This window comes from Curtobacterium sp. AC272 (genome assembly GCF_979258155.1).
In genome coordinates, this window is the sequence record NZ_OZ409838.1 from 3081324 (window position 1) to 3095905 (window position 14582).

At 71.9% G+C, this 14582-nt stretch carries 15 protein-coding genes and 1 pseudogene; 10 read left to right on the forward strand and 6 right to left on the reverse strand.

The window, feature by feature from the left end; translation table 11 throughout:
- Positions 1 to 6: 6 nt before the first annotated feature.
- From ACZZ0J_RS15850 to ACZZ0J_RS15860, 3 genes are all read left to right on the forward strand, one after another.
- Positions 7 to 771 (forward strand): hypothetical protein, encoded by a 765-nt coding sequence (locus ACZZ0J_RS15850; RefSeq protein ID WP_463437653.1) that lies wholly within the window; start codon positions 7 to 9, stop codon positions 769 to 771.
- On the forward strand, positions 762 to 1082 hold the full coding sequence (locus tag ACZZ0J_RS15855; protein WP_463437654.1) for a hypothetical protein: 321 nt from the start codon (positions 762 to 764) through the stop codon (positions 1080 to 1082). The genes ACZZ0J_RS15850 and ACZZ0J_RS15855 overlap by 10 nt, the downstream gene beginning before the upstream one ends.
- Positions 1083 to 1303: 221 nt before the next feature.
- Positions 1304 to 2188 (forward strand): VOC family protein, encoded by an 885-nt coding sequence (locus ACZZ0J_RS15860; protein ID WP_123340130.1) that lies wholly within the window; start codon positions 1304 to 1306, stop codon positions 2186 to 2188.
- 111 nt (positions 2189 to 2299) lie between these two features.
- Here the strand turns inward: ACZZ0J_RS15860 and ACZZ0J_RS15865 are convergent, their stop codons facing one another.
- Positions 2300 to 3085 carry an SDR family oxidoreductase gene (locus ACZZ0J_RS15865; RefSeq protein WP_194648524.1) on the reverse strand — a complete coding sequence of 262 codons (786 nt, stop codon included), beginning with the start codon at positions 3083 to 3085 and terminating at the stop codon, positions 2300 to 2302.
- A gap of 127 nt (positions 3086 to 3212) precedes the next feature.
- Here ACZZ0J_RS15865 and ACZZ0J_RS15870 point away from each other — a divergent pair, with 127 nt between their 5' ends.
- From ACZZ0J_RS15870 to ACZZ0J_RS15885, 4 genes are all read left to right on the forward strand, one after another.
- Positions 3213 to 3779, forward strand: coding sequence for a hypothetical protein (locus tag ACZZ0J_RS15870; RefSeq protein WP_123937518.1), 567 nt, complete (start codon positions 3213 to 3215; stop codon positions 3777 to 3779).
- A complete protein-coding gene (lepB, locus tag ACZZ0J_RS15875) occupies positions 3776 to 4396 on the forward strand; it encodes a signal peptidase I (protein ID WP_463437655.1) in 621 nt (206 codons plus the stop codon). Before ACZZ0J_RS15870 ends, lepB begins: the two co-directional genes overlap by 4 nt.
- A 262-nt stretch (positions 4397 to 4658) precedes the next feature.
- Entirely contained in the window at positions 4659 to 5090 is a 432-nt protein-coding gene (locus ACZZ0J_RS15880; protein ID WP_463437656.1) for a hypothetical protein, read from the forward strand.
- A 20-nt stretch (positions 5091 to 5110) separates the two neighbouring features.
- Positions 5111 to 5482, forward strand: a complete 372-nt coding sequence (locus ACZZ0J_RS15885) for a helix-turn-helix transcriptional regulator (protein WP_463437657.1) — start codon at positions 5111 to 5113, stop codon at positions 5480 to 5482.
- A 12-nt stretch (positions 5483 to 5494) separates the two neighbouring features.
- Here the strand turns inward: ACZZ0J_RS15885 and ACZZ0J_RS15890 are convergent, their stop codons facing one another.
- Positions 5495 to 5815 (reverse strand): hypothetical protein, encoded by a 321-nt coding sequence (locus ACZZ0J_RS15890; protein ID WP_111085574.1) that lies wholly within the window; start codon positions 5813 to 5815, stop codon positions 5495 to 5497.
- Positions 5816 to 5956: 141 nt separating this feature from the next.
- On the opposite strand from ACZZ0J_RS15890, the gene ACZZ0J_RS15895 reads away from it, so the two are divergent.
- Entirely contained in the window at positions 5957 to 7159 is a 1203-nt protein-coding gene (locus tag ACZZ0J_RS15895; protein ID WP_463437658.1) for a PP2C family protein-serine/threonine phosphatase, read from the forward strand.
- Here the strand turns inward: ACZZ0J_RS15895 and ACZZ0J_RS15900 are convergent.
- Together ACZZ0J_RS15900 and purD are read right to left on the reverse strand one after the other, a co-directional pair.
- Complete coding sequence (locus tag ACZZ0J_RS15900) at positions 7156 to 8025, reverse strand: phosphoribosylaminoimidazolesuccinocarboxamide synthase (protein ID WP_463437659.1); 870 nt, start codon at positions 8023 to 8025, stop codon at positions 7156 to 7158. The two genes, ACZZ0J_RS15895 and ACZZ0J_RS15900, sit on opposite strands and share 4 nt — an antisense overlap.
- Complete coding sequence (gene purD, locus ACZZ0J_RS15905; protein ID WP_463437660.1) at positions 8022 to 9290, reverse strand: phosphoribosylamine--glycine ligase; 1269 nt, start codon at positions 9288 to 9290, stop codon at positions 8022 to 8024. The genes ACZZ0J_RS15900 and purD overlap by 4 nt, the downstream gene beginning before the upstream one ends.
- A gap of 57 nt (positions 9291 to 9347) precedes the next feature.
- On the opposite strand from purD, the gene ACZZ0J_RS15910 reads away from it, so the two are divergent.
- Positions 9348 to 9710, forward strand: a complete 363-nt coding sequence (locus ACZZ0J_RS15910; RefSeq protein ID WP_463437661.1) for a sterol carrier family protein — start codon at positions 9348 to 9350, stop codon at positions 9708 to 9710.
- 222 nt (positions 9711 to 9932) lie between these two features.
- On the opposite strand, the gene ACZZ0J_RS15915 is transcribed toward ACZZ0J_RS15910, so the two are convergent.
- Positions 9933 to 12464, reverse strand: a complete 2532-nt coding sequence (locus ACZZ0J_RS15915; RefSeq protein ID WP_463437662.1) for a helix-turn-helix transcriptional regulator — start codon at positions 12462 to 12464, stop codon at positions 9933 to 9935.
- 162 nt (positions 12465 to 12626) lie between these two features.
- Between ACZZ0J_RS15915 and ACZZ0J_RS15920 the strand changes: the two genes are divergently transcribed.
- Positions 12627 to 13022: a hypothetical protein gene (locus ACZZ0J_RS15920; protein WP_111085569.1), complete on the forward strand. Its 396-nt coding sequence runs from the start codon at positions 12627 to 12629 to the stop codon at positions 13020 to 13022.
- An 82-nt stretch (positions 13023 to 13104) separates the two neighbouring features.
- Here ACZZ0J_RS15920 and purF read toward each other — a convergent pair.
- A pseudogene (purF, locus tag ACZZ0J_RS15925) lies at positions 13105 to 14560 on the reverse strand (amidophosphoribosyltransferase).
- Positions 14561 to 14582: the final 22 nt, after the last annotated feature.

Genomic DNA, 14582 nt, shown 5'->3' on the forward strand with positions numbered 1-14582 from the left:
CGCCGGATGCAGGTGACCGAGGTCTGGCGGGAGGCGTGGCGCGACATCGCCTCCGGAGCCTCGTGGGCGGCCGTGACCGCTGCCGTCCTCGCGGTGCTGCTCAGCGGTGTCGTGGGCATGCGCGCAGCTGCGGTCGCCGGTGACGTCCGAGCGGCTGCGGTGTTCGTCGCGGGCGGTGCGGCGACGACCGTCCAGCGGGCCGAGGGCCGGATCGACGGCCGCGTGTGCGATGCCCTCGCGGATGCCGAAGGGGTCATCGCGTCCGGTGCGTTCCGGCGCCTCGACGCCGGGGTCGTCCCCGCCGCGCTGCCGGGCTCGGCGATCCCGACCTACGAGGTGACCGCCGGGGTGCGTGGTTTGCTCGGCGGCTCCGCTGCCGGCGGGGCCGCGGGAGTGATCGTCTCGCCCACGGTGCACGAGACCCTGGGGCTTGCTGCCGGCGATCGCCTCGTGACGGTGGGCGGCGCGGGCACCGGAGTCGCCGGTGTGTACGACCACCCCGACGACGGCCGGGACCCCGACCTGGAGTACGCGGTCCTCGCGCCGACGGTGGACGACGGGTCGCCGTTCGACGCCTGCTGGGTGACGGTGTGGCCGCAGCGCGACGACACGGTCTCGATGCTCCGGCGCACCGTCCTGCCAGCGAGCGGGGCCGACGGCGAAGACCGACCGACCGCCGGGCAGCTCAACCCGACCCTGGGCGCGGTCTTCACCCCGCGGCGCGGCAGCCAGTGCTCGTCCCAATCGGTGCAGCGGCCCTCGTGGGGCTGACGATCGGCGCGGCAGCGGTCGCACGGCGCCGGCTCGCCCTGGCCTCCGACCGGCACGTCGGGGTACCGCGGAGCGCGCAGGTCCTCGGCATCGTCCTGCAGCACGTGGTCTGGGGATCGGTCGGGGCCCTGGTCGCGACCAGCGTCGCGGTGGCGTCGGTGCGTGGCCTCGACGTCGACGACGCGCTGCCGATCGTGCGCGAGGCGATCGCGATCGCGTCCCTCGGGCTCGTCGGCGCGTTGCTCGGTGGGGCGCTCGCCGCAGCCGCGATCCGCGAGCGCGCGCTGCACCGCTACTTCCGCTCCCGCTGACCGCGACTGGCGAGTCGGACGCACACCGGGCCGCCCGTCGCCTGCGCGCCCGATCCGCTGCTCGTCTCGTCCGCCAAAGCGACAGATCGCCGCGAACTGTTCGCGGCGATCTGTCACTTTGGCGGACACGTCGTACCGGGGTCGCGTGGATCTGTCGCTCTGGCGCAGGCGACCGGCACCATTTGGTTGACGCGTCAACCAAATGGGCGCACACTGGTGCCATGCACACGCAGGACCTCCTCGCCGCCGACACCGGGATGGGTGCCGTCACCCTCCGCGTCGCGAACCTCGACCGGATGATCGGCTACTACCGCGACGGCGTCCAGCTCGCGCTGCTCTCGAACGAGGGCGGCGTCGCCGTGCTGGGGCGACCGGGCGCCGGTGGCCTGGCGATCCCGATCGTGATCCTCGAGCACGCGCCGTCGATGCAGCACGCCGGCCCGCACGACGCCGGCCTGTTCCACACCGCGATCCTGTTCGACACGAGGGCCGACCTGGCCGCCGCGCTCTACTCGGTCGCGACGAAGTTCCCGCAGACCTTCACCGGCAGCGCCGATCACCTGGTGAGCAACGCGTTCTACTTCACCGATCCCGAGGGCAACGGCGTCGAGCTGTACTGGGACCGCGACCGCACAGAGTGGTCGTGGACGCACGGCATGGTCGACATGGACACGAAGTACGTCGACCCGAACGCGTTCCTGCAGGAGCACCTGACGGCCGACGCGGTGGAGTCCGCGCCGAACGCGCCGGGTCGGGTCGGCCACGTGCACCTGTCGGTCGGCGACGTCGCCAGCGCGAAGGACTTCTACGTCGACAAGCTCGGCTTCGCGACGACGGCCGGGTGGGGCGAGGCACTGTTCGTCAGCGCCGGCGGGTACCACCACCACATGGCGATGAACACCTGGAACTCCCGCGGCGCCGGGCGCCGCCAGCTCGCGCTCGGGCTGGGGCTCGTGCGGATCGAGGTGCCCGGGTCGGACGACCTCGGTGCCCTCGTCGCACGCATGCACGACACCGGGGTGCAGACCGCCGACGACGGCCGGACGGTCGCGTTCGAGGACCCGTGGGCGAACCGCATCGAGGTGACCGCGCCCGGTCGCGGCTGACGCGGTCCGCCGCGGGCGGCCGAGACTCGGGCTGAGCGACACTTCTCGCGCCCGCAGCCACGAGAAGTGTCGCTGACCCCGAGACTCGGCGCCGGCTGCCGACTGCGCGGGTCACGCGCGGTTCGAGATCCCGCCGTCCGACGTCAGCAGCTGCCCGTTCACCCAGCGCCCCTGCTCCGAGCAGAGGAACCCGACGAGTGCAGCGGTGTCCGACGGTCGTCCGAGCCGGCCGAGCGGCGTGCCCTCGACCGCCCAGCGCTTGACGTCGTCGGACATCCACCCGGTGTCGTTCGGGCCGGGGTTCACGACGTTCGCGCTGACGCCGAGGCTGCCGAGCTCCTTCGCGGCACCGAACACGAGGCGGTCGAGTGCCCCCTTCGACGCCCCGTACGGCAGGTTGTACGCGATGTGGTCGCTCGTCAGTGCGACGATCCGCCGTCGGTCCCGCGGCGCGGCGTCGCCAGCGCGTTCGAGTGCCGCCGCGTACGCCTGCACGAGCAGGAACGGCGCGCGGGCGTTGACCGCGAAGTGCCGGTCCCACGACTCGACCGACGTGGTCCGGACGTCCGAGTCGACCGATTCGCAGTGCGACATCACCAGCGCGGTGACGGGTGCGCCCGCCTCGGTCTCGGCGCGGCCGACCAGGGCGGCCGCCTGGTCCGGGTCCTCCAGGTCGACCGGGAGGCGCGTCACGCGTGCACCCACCGACTCGCACTCCTGCACGACGGATTCGACCCCGTCGGGATCCGCCCCGCCGCTCACGCGGTCGTCGTACGGGCCCCACCACGAGATGGCCAGGTCCCAGCCGTCGGTCGCCAGACGGGTGGCGAGCGCCGCGCCGATGCCGGCTCTGCGGCCCACGCCGGTCACGAGGGCGAGTGGTCGTGCGGACGTCATACGGGCCTCCTGTCCGGTGCGCCGTCGCACCGATCGCCACCCAGTCTGCCGGAACCGGCCACGCGTGTGGCCATCGCACTCGGTGTCCTGTCGGCGAGGACCGGCATGCGAGGGCCAAGATGGACGGATGCCACGCACACGACCACCGCTCGGACGCGGACGCGGACCCCGCGGCGGTCGTCCGGACCCGCGCGACCTGCCGATCGAGCACGTGCGTGACCGGATGTCGTCCTACATCTACGGCAACATCACGGTGCTCGCCGCCGCGATCGCCGTCGACCCGGCCGCGATCCACCATGGTTCGGCGATCTGGGCCGTCCTGGCGACCGCGGTCCTGACCTACCTGGCGCACGTGCTCGCGCACCTGGTGGCGCACGGCCTCGGCGGCGACGACTCCCAGACGGACGACGCCCGCCGCGAATCGGTCGTGACGATCATGCGGAACGCGAACCCGATCGCGACGTCCGGGCTCATCCCCGCGGTGCTGTACGCGGTGGCGTGGATCGGGTGGATCCCGACGGGGTGGGCGCAGACGGCCGCCCTGGTCATCCTGGTCGTGCGCATCGGGATGGTCGGCGTCTTCATGCAGCGCTTCAGTGGCAAGCGGCCCACGTTCCTCGGGCTCTGGGGTGGCATCGTGCTGGCCGCCGTGGCGTTCGTGATCGGTCTCGTGAAGGTGGTGTTGACGCATTGAGCGCCACCGAGTCCGAGCCGAAGCCGAAGCGCGCCGGCTGGAGGTTCCTCCGCGACCTCGTCGTCATCGTCGTCGTGGCGCTGCTGGCGTCGTTCCTGGTGAAGACCTACCTGGTCCGGTCCTTCTACATCCCGTCCGCGTCGATGGAGAACACGTTGCTCATCGGCGACCGTGTGCTCGTCAACGAACTCGTCCCCGGCGCCGTGCCGCTGCAGCGCGGTGACGTCGTCGTGTTCCAGGACCCGGGCGGCTGGCTCGGCACCGGGCAGGGAGACGACCTGATCAAGCGTGTGATCGGCCTGCCCGGCGACACCGTCTCGTGCTGCGGCACCGGTGGTCGGCTGTCGGTGAACGGCCACCCGGTCGACGAACCGTACGTGGTGCCCGAGATCGGGTCGGACCGGGTCTCCGGCACCGACTTCGACATCACCGTGCCGAAAGGGCGCATCTGGGTGATGGGCGACAACCGGTACAACTCGGCGGACTCCCGCGTGCACGGCACGGTGCCGGTCGACGACGTGGTCGGTCGTGCGTTCATCACCACGTGGCCGGTGTCACGGTGGACGGTGCTCTCGCGGTACGCGGACGAGTGGGACCAGGTGCCCGACCCGTCCTGAGCGACCCGGATCGGTCCCCGGCGGTCGTTGCCCGCCCCGGTCGTCCGGTGCGGTAGCGTTCCGATTCCCGTGCCGGACCGTCCGCAGCGGGGTGAGTGGAGGCGCTGTTCCGATGAACGCTGTGCCCACGGACGCTGCGCCCACGGACGCTGCGCCCACGGACGCTGCGCCCATGGACGCTGCGCCCATGGACGCTGCGCCCATGGACGCTGCGCCCATGGACGCTGCGCCCATGGACGCTGCGTCCATGGACGCTGCGTCCATGGACGCTGCGCCCATGGACTACGTGACCGGGGGTGACGCAGAGCTGTCGATCCGGCGCATCGGGACGCACGGACACCGCTCCGGCACGATCGGCCCCCGAGCGGACCACGTGGTCTTCTGGCTCGCCGACGGCCGTGCCCGCCTGACCGCGGACGACGGCTCGAGCTGGGACGTCGGCGCCGAACGCCCGATGATGCTCTCCGCCTCGGTGGCGTACGGCTTCGACACCGACGCCACGGCGATGACCCTGCTGCACCTGTCGCCGGCGTTGCTCGGCGGACGCGACGGCGACGGCGACGGCGGCCCAGCGGCCGAGTTCCGGCAACCGGCCGCCGCCGACCCTCGGATCGAACCCTCCGAGCACTGCTCCGCGACGTCACCGGTCGCGTCCTCGACCCCGCGCTGCCGGCCGATGAGCGGGCTGCCCTGAACCGACGCATCGCGACGGTCGTGCTGTCGACGTTCTCACCGTCGCGGTCCGACGTCGAGCACCGGATGCGTCGTGCGATCCGCTTCGTGCACGACCAGGCCGACCGGCCGCTCTCGGTGGGCGACATCGCGGACTCGTGCGGCCTGAGCGAGCGCGGCGTGCAGGACCTCTTCCGCCGGCGGCTCGCGGTGACGCCGATGCAGTACCTGCGCGAGGTCCGGCTCGACCGGGTCCACCTCGAACTCGGCCGATCGCGTTCGGGCGCGCTGCTGGTGAGCGACGTCGCCCGTCGCTGGCAGTTCACGCACCTCGGGCGCTTCGCCGCCCACTACCGCGCACGCTTCGGCGAGCAGCCGCACGAGACGATCGCACGGGGCCCCGGCGCGGTCTGAACCGACCCGCGCTCAGCAGCCCGTCGTCGTCAGGGTGACCGTCGCGACGGCGTCGTTCGTCACCGTCGTCGTCTGCGGGCACAGTGAGCCCGCGCGGACGGTCACCTTGCCGAGCGGGACCCCCGCGAAGTCCGCGGTGCCACCGGGGAACACCCGCTGGTGCTCGGAGAGCTTGCCCGTCGACGCGAAGACCTTGACCTCGTACGGTCGGTCGGCGGCGTTGTCCGACACGGTGACCGAGACTTGACCGGTCGAGTCGTGGGCACCGCACCCCGCGAGCGTCACCAGTGCCGCCGCGGCGAGGGCGACGGCGGGCAGGACACGGCGGGACACGCGTCCAGGGTAGTCCGGCGCCGGGCCGCGCCGGACCAGGGTCGGCCGCCGAACACTCGGCGAGCCTGCCCCGCGGACTGGGGTGGTGCGTCCTCCGTAGTGGGGACAGGACCTGTCCGGTTGGCGCGTTAGCGTGGGTGCATGCACTCGGAGACAGCGACGACCGTCCCAGTCACCGGCGCGCCCGACGCCGTGCGCCGAGCAGCGCTGCTCGCCGCACTCGACGTGGTCGAGGGTGGCGCCGAAGAGCGCTTCGACCGGATCACCCGCATCGCGCGTGAAGCCCTCGGTGTCTCTGGCTCCTTCCTCAACTTGGCGGGCGAGACCTCGCTGACCATCAAGTCCCAGCAGAGCGACAGCCACTTCGGACCGGTCATCCCGCTGCAGGACACCTTCTGCGGGCGGACGCTGGGGGAGCGCGGCCCCGTGCTCGTGCCGGATGCGCGCATCGACGCCCGCTACTCCGACATGCCGATGGTCGTCGGCGACCCGAACGTGCGCTTCTACGCCGGGGTCCCGCTGCGGCTCGGCGACGACGACGTCAAGGTCGGCACGCTCTGCCTCATCGACCCGGAACCGCGGACCCTCGACGCCGACGAGGTCGCCCTGCTCCAGGAACTCGGTGTCTGGGCCGAGCGGGAACTGGCAGCCGGCGCCGACGAGGACCGCCTGCGGTCCGTGCTCGCGGGGCTCGAACCCGGCACCGTCGACGTACCCGGCTACCGGATCGCCGGGCTGTCGGTGCCGCACGGCGTCGTCTCCGGCGACTTCCACGACTGGCACCGTTCGGGTGACGACGCCGTGCACCTGACGGTGGCGGACGTCATGGGCAAGGGCATGTCGGCTGGGCTGCTCGCCGCGAACATCCGCGGTGCACTGCTCGCCCGCGGCGACCTGGCACCCGACGTCGCCGTCGCCGAGCTCGAGGCGCAGGTAGCACCCGACCTCAGCCGCGCCGAGTCGTTCGCGACGATGTTCCACGGCCGGCTCACGCCCTCGACCGGCCGGATCGACTTCACCGACGCCGGACACGGACTCGTCCTGCAGCTCCGCGACGACGGCGCCGAGCGGATCCTGCGGTCATCGGACCTGCCGATCGGGCTGCACCCCGCGGGCATCGAACGTGCCTCCGGGTCGCTCGTCATGCGTCCGGGTGACGTGGTCATCGTGGTCAGCGACGGCGCGCTCGAGCTGTGGGACTCCACGCTCGCGTCACTGTCGCAGCTCGGGGTGCTCTACCGCGGGTCGCCGGACATCGCGACGTTCCTGCAGCGGGTGCGGTCGCGTGCGGTCGACCACGACCCCGGCGACGACCTGACCGTCGTCGTGGTCGCGCGCGACTAGGCGCCGAGGCGCTCGATGAGCTCGGCGTAGCGCGCGGCGGTGCGGGACACGATGGCCTCGGGCAGCACCGGGGGCGTTCCCTGGCGGTCCCAGTTGGCGCTGAGCCAGTCGCGCACGATCTGCTTGTCGAAGGAGTCCGTGCGACCGTCGGCCCGGGCGTCCCAGTACCGGCTCGAGTCGCTGGTCAGGACCTCGTCCGCGATCCGGATCCGGCCGTCGGCGTCCTGCCCGAACTCGAACTTGGTGTCCGCGATCACGACGTCGCGCTCGAGGGCGATCGCGGCTGCCTCGGTGTACACGTGCAGCGACAGGTCGCGCAGGGTCGCCGCGACCTCGGCGCCGACCAGGTCGACGGTCTGCTCGTACGAGATGTTCTCGTCGTGCTCGCCCTGCGGTGCCTTGTAGGCCGGGGTGTAGATCGGCTCGGGCAACCGGTCGCCGTTCGACAGCCCCTGGGGCAGGGCGACGCCGCAGACGCTGCCGGTCTGCTGGTACTCGGCCCAGCCGCTGCCGACCAGGTACCCGCGCACGACGCACTCGACGGGGAACATCTCGAGCGGCATGACGTGCATCGACCGCGACTCGACCTCGGCCGGTACGGGGGTGCCACCGGACGACGGGCCGATGATGTGGTTCGGCACGTCGCTCAGCTGCGTGAACCAGAAGCGCGACAGGCGGGTGAGCAGCTCGCCCTTGCCGGGGATCGGTGGCTCGAGTGCGAAGTCGTAGGCACTGACGCGGTCGGACGCCACGAGCAGCAGCTCGGACGCACTCTGGATGTCGGCGGTGCCGGTCGGCACGTAGAGCTCGCGGACCTTGCCCGACGAGACGTGCTCCCAGCCCTCGATCACGGGCGCGGCGCTCATCGGGTGACCTTCGCGGCGATGTCGGTGCGGTACTGCGCGCCCTGCAAGGTGATGTCGCCGAGGCCCGCGTAGGCGCGCTCCCGCGCCTGGACGAAGTCGGCCCCGGTCGCGACGACGCTGAGCACACGACCGCCGGTGGCGACGAGGGAGCCGTCGAGCAGCCCGGTGGCGGCGTGTGCGACGGAGACGCCGTCGCGGGCGTTCGCGGCGTCGATGCCGGTGATCGGACGGCCGGTCTGCGGGTTCTCCGGGTAGCCCTCGCTCGCGAGCACGACCGTGACCGCCGCGTCCGGACGGAACGACGGTGCCGGGGTGCCCCCGAGCTGCCCCGTCGCGGCGGCGAGCAGCAGTCCGCTCAGCGGCGTCGCCAGGCGGGGGAGGACGACCTGGGTCTCCGGGTCGCCGAAGCGGGCGTTGAACTCGATGACCCGGACGCCCTGCTCGGTGACGATGAGCCCGCAGTAGAGGAGCCCGACGAACGGGGTGCCCTCGTGCTCGAGACGACGGACGGTGGGCAGCGCGACCAGCTCGGTGACCTCGTCGACGAAGGCCTGCTCGGACGCCCAACGATCGGCCAGCCACGGCAGCGGCGAGTAGGCGCCCATTCCGCCGGTGTTCGGCCCGAGATCGCCGTCGGCCAGGCGCTTGTAGTCCTGCGCGGGGCTGAGCGGGCGGACGTCGTGGCCGTCGCTCAGGAAGAACAACGAGACCTCTTCGCCGTCGAGGAACTCCTCGACCACGACGTGCCCGTGCTGCAGCCAGTAGGTGGCGTGGTCGATCGCGGCCTGACGGTCCTCGGTCACGAGGACGCCCTTGCCCGCGGCCAGCCCGTCGGCCTTCACGACGTACGGTGCGCCGAGCTCGTCGATCGCGGCGACGGCCTCGTCCGCCGTGCCGGCGTACACCGGGCGGCCGGTCGGCACGTTCGCCTCGGACATGATGCGCTTGGCGAAGGCCTTCGAGCCCTCGAGTTGCGCGGCGGCCTTGCCCGGCCCGAAGACCGGGATGCCCCGGGTGCGGACGGGGTCGGCCACACCGGCGATGAGCGGCGCCTCGGGCCCGACGACGACCAGTTCGACGCCGTTCTCGATCGCGTACTCGGCGACGAGTGCGCCGTTGGTGGGGTCGAGGGAGACGGTCTCGACATCGGCGGCGATGCCGGCGTTGCCGGGAGCAGCCGTGATGACGTGGCCCGCCTGTTCAGCGAGGAGGGCCGTGATGATCGCGTGCTCGCGGGCACCGGAACCGAGGACGAGGATTCGCACCCGATCACCCTACCGATCAGGACTCGCCCCCCGCGAGGCGACGGCTAGCCTGTGGAGATGCCACCCAGGAGGATCGAGGACGCCGCCGGCCGCGCCGCACTGACCGCGGTGCAGCAGGGCGACACGGCACGAGCGACCGTCGCGACGGCCGTCCGGTGGACCCTGCAGCGCCTCGCCGACGACGTGCCGGGCAACAGTGTCGAGGTCCGGGTGCCGCCGTTCGCCGCGGTCCAGGCCGTCCCCGGACCGCGCCACACCCGTGGCACGCCGCCGAACGTGGTCGAGACGGACGCCACGACGTGGCTCGCGCTCGCGACCGCGGAGCTGAGCTGGGGCGAGGCCGTCGCGCAGTCACGTGTCAGCGCTTCCGGCTCGCGTGCGGACCTGACGGCGTTCCTGCCGGTGCGGGTCGCGCTCTAGTCGCGTTCAGCACTACCTAGGCGGACGAACCGAATTAGGTAGTCCCTACCGATGCGGGCGCATGCACTGCGAACCTACGCTTGAAGTCGCCGGGATTCGGACCCGACCCGAACGGGTCCGAACCCGGCGACAGGGACCAAGGTACGCGATGTTCCACACAACGTGTCAACCGCCGCGGCGCGTCGTGCTGCAATGCGCAACGTTCTTGCGTCACGAGTCGACTCAGAAGAGTCCGGCGAGCTCCGAACGAGCATGTAGGTCCCACTTGCCGAACACGCGCGACAGGTGCGCGTCGATGGTCCGCGTCGAGAGCCCGAGCTCTTCGCCGATCAGGCGGTTGCTCAACCCCTGCGCCGCGAGCTCGGCGACCTGGTACTCGCGGTTCGTGAGCGGTGGTTTCGGCCGGCCGGCCGTGACCGCCATGCCGTGCGACGCGAGCACCCCCTGCGCCGCGATCACCCGGGTCCGGTCGCGTGCGGTCAGGGCGTCGGCGTACTCGACGATCGCCGCGGCGAGCGGACCGTCGACCCGAGCGGCGGCCTCGCGCATCCGACCGAGCGAGGTACCGGTCTCGCGTCCGTTCAGCATGTCCATCGCGTAGTGCAGCGTCTGCGCGTACATGACGTGCGTCCACCCACCGCTCGCCGTCCCGCGGTCGATGATGTCGTCGGCGTGCCGGAGCCCGGCCGGGTTGCCGAGCACCGCCTCGGTCCAGGCGATCGTCACCGCGACCTGCTCGCCGGTGATCCGCATCGCCCGCTGCGGGGTGGCCCTCGCCCGGTCGAGTGCACGCGTGGCGTCCTCGGTGCGACCGGCGTAGGCGTACGCCATCGCGAGTCGTGCCCACGGGTAGGCCGCGAAGCCGCCGTGGTCCGCGACGTCGTACCGCTCGCAGGCTGCCGAGAACGCCGCGATCGCGTCGTCCCAGCGCCGTTGGCCGATGGCCAGGTTGCCGTCCCCGATGAGCTCCAGGGTGAAGTCGTACTTCAGGTACGGGTTGGATCGTCGGACGGGTACCTCGGTGAGCAGGTCGGCGAGGTCGCCCCGCCAGACCTGCACCTGGTGCAGCACGGACACGATCTCGCCGACGCTCCACGGTGCGTCCTCGAGGTGCTCGATCGCGGTGGCCAGTGCCCGGCGACCGAGGGCCGAGGCGTCGTCGAGCCGGCCGGCCGTCGCGAGCGCCATGATCGCGCAGGGGGCGACGCACAGGAACGCGAACGGGATGGTCGGGGCGTGCACGATGCCGCTGCGCTCGAGTTCGGCGCGGACCTCGTCGAAGCGGCCGCCCCAGCCGAGGTGCGCAAGGCGCAGCAGGCGGAGCCGTTCGACCGCCTCGCCGGACACCAGGCGGCTGGCGACGTCGGTGAGCGCGACCGCTGCCAGCACGTCGTCGTCGTGGAACTGCCGGATGTTGGCGAGGATCTCGCAGGCCTCGACCACGAGGGCGTCGTCCACCGTGCCGGGGTCCGCACGGGCGACGGCCCAGGCCGCCTCGGCGTCGGCGCGACCGGCCTCGCGCCCGTCGGTGTACGAGTACGCCAGCGACCGCAGGCAGCGCGCGGCGACCTGCTCGTTCGGGTGCAGTGTCCGCCGGAGCGCTGCGGAGGCCAGGGCGATCGCGCTCTCGTGCTCCTGCAGCCGCACCGCGACCTGCGCCGCGTCGAGCAGCTGCTCGACCGGGGGCACGACACCGCAGTCGAGCGCCCAGAGCGCCGACCGCAACCGTGCGGCGGGCGGGGCACCCTCGGGACTGTCGGCGCGGAAGGCGTTCGCGCGGGCGAACAGTGCCGTGCGGCGGGCGACCGGTACCAGGCCGCGGATCACGTCGCCGACGAGCGGGTGCTGCGGACGGGCCACCGCGGCGCCGTCGTCGAGCGAGTCGATCCGGACCAGCCCGAGCGCGACCACGCGGTCGACGTCGCCGCCGCTGACCAGGCCGAGCAGCCGCGCGAGCGGGATCGGGTCGGCCAGTGCCACGATGTCGACGACGTCGCGCAGGTCCTCCGGCAACGAGCCGAGCTCCGTCCGGTACATGTCGGCGAGGCTGTTCGACGCCGTCACCCGGCCGCGCCAGTACCACCCGGACGCCGTGTGCTCGAGGGCACCCGAGGTGCGGGCGGCGCGGACGACCTCGCGCAGGTAGAGCGGGTTGCCGGCGGTCGCGCGGTGCACCCGTTCGGCCGAGGCGTTCTCGAGCTGCGAGCCGAGCGCCTCGGCCACCAGGGCCGATGTCTCGCGCAGGGTGAGCGGCTCGAGGTCGATGCGCTCGAGCAGGTCGTCCTGCCACAGTGCGCGGAGCGGTTCCGGCAGCGCGGTGAAGTCACGGCAGGTCAGGACGAGCCGCGCACCCTGGTGCCGGACGAGCCACGCCACGTACCGGGCGGAGATCGCGTCGAGGTGGTCGGCGTCGTCGACGCGCAGCAGGACGTCGCGGTCGGCCAGGTCGGCGATCGCCCGGAGGCGCTGCTCGGCCCCGGCGTCGTCGGACAGTTCGGACAGGGTCGCCGGCAGCTCGCCGAAGCGGTCCGAGATCGCGCCGAAGGGCATCGACCGCCCGGAGGCGACGGCGGTGATGGGCACCACGACCGTGCGCCCGGTGGCGTCCCGTCCGGTGACGCGGTCGGTGACGCGGGCGGCGACGGTGCTCTTGCCGAGACCCGGGGCGCCGACGAGCGCGACGCTCCACTGGTGCTCCGCGACGACGGACACGGCACGGTCCTCTTCGTGGCGTTGCATCACGGGCCAGGTCACGCGCGCCGGGGTGCTCGGGGTGCGGCCTCGTCCCCGTACGGTCCGTTCTCGCATCCGTGTCACCTCCAGCCCTTGGGATACCAACGCGTACGGATCATCCTCTCCTGGATCGGACTGCGCGGACAGGCCGGGAGACGTCCCACAGTGGGGGACAATGGGTGGGTGAGCAACACCGATCGACCCGACGACCAGCCGGTCCCGGCCCCTGCGCCGAACGCCGTCTCCACCTCTGACGAGGTCACGATCCGTCGTGCCCCGAAGTTCGGGGTGTTCATCGTCGGCGGTGCGGTGCTGGGGTTCATCGCGACCCTGATCGTCGTCTCGCTCACCATGAACCTCGGTGGCCAGCAGGAAGAGTCGAGCTTCGGCAGCCTGGTGGGCTACTTCAGCCTGTGGGGCGTCACGATCGGTGCCTTCGTCGGCGCGGTCGTCGCCGTCGTGTTCGACCGGGTCTTCGCCCGGCGCGCGGCCCGCCTGACGGCGGAGCGTGTCGAGGTCGAGCTGCCGCCCGAGACGGTCGACGGCGAGATCGACGAGCACGGCGACCAGCGGCCGTAGCCGCAACCGCTTCCAGACGGGAGGCCCGTGGCGACACCGCCACGGGCCTCCGTCTGTCAGGTGGGTGCGTCTCGGACGCGACCTAGCTGAGCTGGTTCGCCTCGACCCAGGACAGGTACTCCGGGCTCACGGTGCCCGTGACGTACTCGCCCGTGAAGCAGCTCATCTCGAGGTCGGTCACGTCGGAGCCCTCGATGATGGCGTCCCGCATGTCGCCGATCTCCTGGTAGATCAGGTGATCGCTGCCGAGCACGCGGTTGATCTCCGGGATCTTCCGGTCGTGCGCGATGAGCTCGTCGCGCGTCGGCATGTTGATGCCGTAGACGTGCGGGAACCGGACCGGGGAGCGGCGCTCGTGAAGGTGACCTCGTTCGCACCGGCGGCGCGGGCCATCTCCACGATCTCCTTGCTCGTCGTGCCGCGCACGATCGAGTCGTCGACGATCAGGATGTTCTTGCCCTTGAACTCCGACGACATCGCGTTGAGCTTCTGCCGGACGGACCGCTTGCGCTCCGCCTGGCCCGGCATGATGAAGGTCCGGCCGACGTAACGGTTCTTGTAGAAGCCCTCGCGGTACTCGATGCCGAGCTTCCGCGCGACCTGCATCGCGGCCGGCCGGGACGAGTCCGGGATCGGCATCACGACGTCGATGTCACCGGTCGGCGCGTACTGCTCGATGGTGTCCGCCAGCCGGTTGCCGAGGCGCAGGCGGGCGTCGTAGACCGAGATGCCGTTCATGACCGAGTCGGGACGGGCCAGGTACACGTACTCGAACGAGCACGGCACGAGCCGCGGGTTCTTCGCGCACTGCCGGGCGTGCATCTGCCCGTTCATCTCGATGAAGATCGCCTCGCCCGGGGCGACGTCGCGCACGATCTCGTAGCCGCCGGACTCGAGCACCAGCGACTCGCTCGCGACGACCCACTCGGGCTGGCCGGCCTCGTCGAACTTGTGGCCGAGGATGAGCGGCCGGATGCCGAACGGGTCGCGGAACGCCAGCAGCCCGTGGCCGGCGATCGTGGCGATCGTGGCGTAGGAGCCCTCGACCCGCTCGTGCACGCGCTCGACGGCGTCGAAGACCTGCCCGGGGTCGAGGTCCGTGCCGCGGACCTGTCCCTGCAGCTCGTGCGCCAGCACGTTCACCAGGAGCTCGGTGTCCGACGTGGTGTTGAGGTGCCGACGGTCGATGTCGAACAGCTCACGCGTCAGTTCCCGCGTGTTGGTGAGGTTGCCGTTGTGGACGAGGACGATGCCGTACGGCGCGTTCACGTAGAACGGCTGCGCTTCTTCCTCGTTGCTCGCCGCGCCCTTGGTGGCGTAGCGCACGTGTCCGAGGCCCATGGTGCCGAGCAGGGCGCGCATGTCACGGGTTCGGAACGACTCCGTACGTGGCCGCGGGTCTTGTGCATGTGGTGCACGTGACCCTCGACCGTGGCGATGCCCGTCGAGTCCTGCCCGCGGTGCTGCAGGAGGAGCAGTGCGTCGTAGATGGATTGGTTGGCGGGGCCCTGTGCAACGAGGCCGACGATGCCGCACATTCGCGGGTGTGCTCCAGACCGT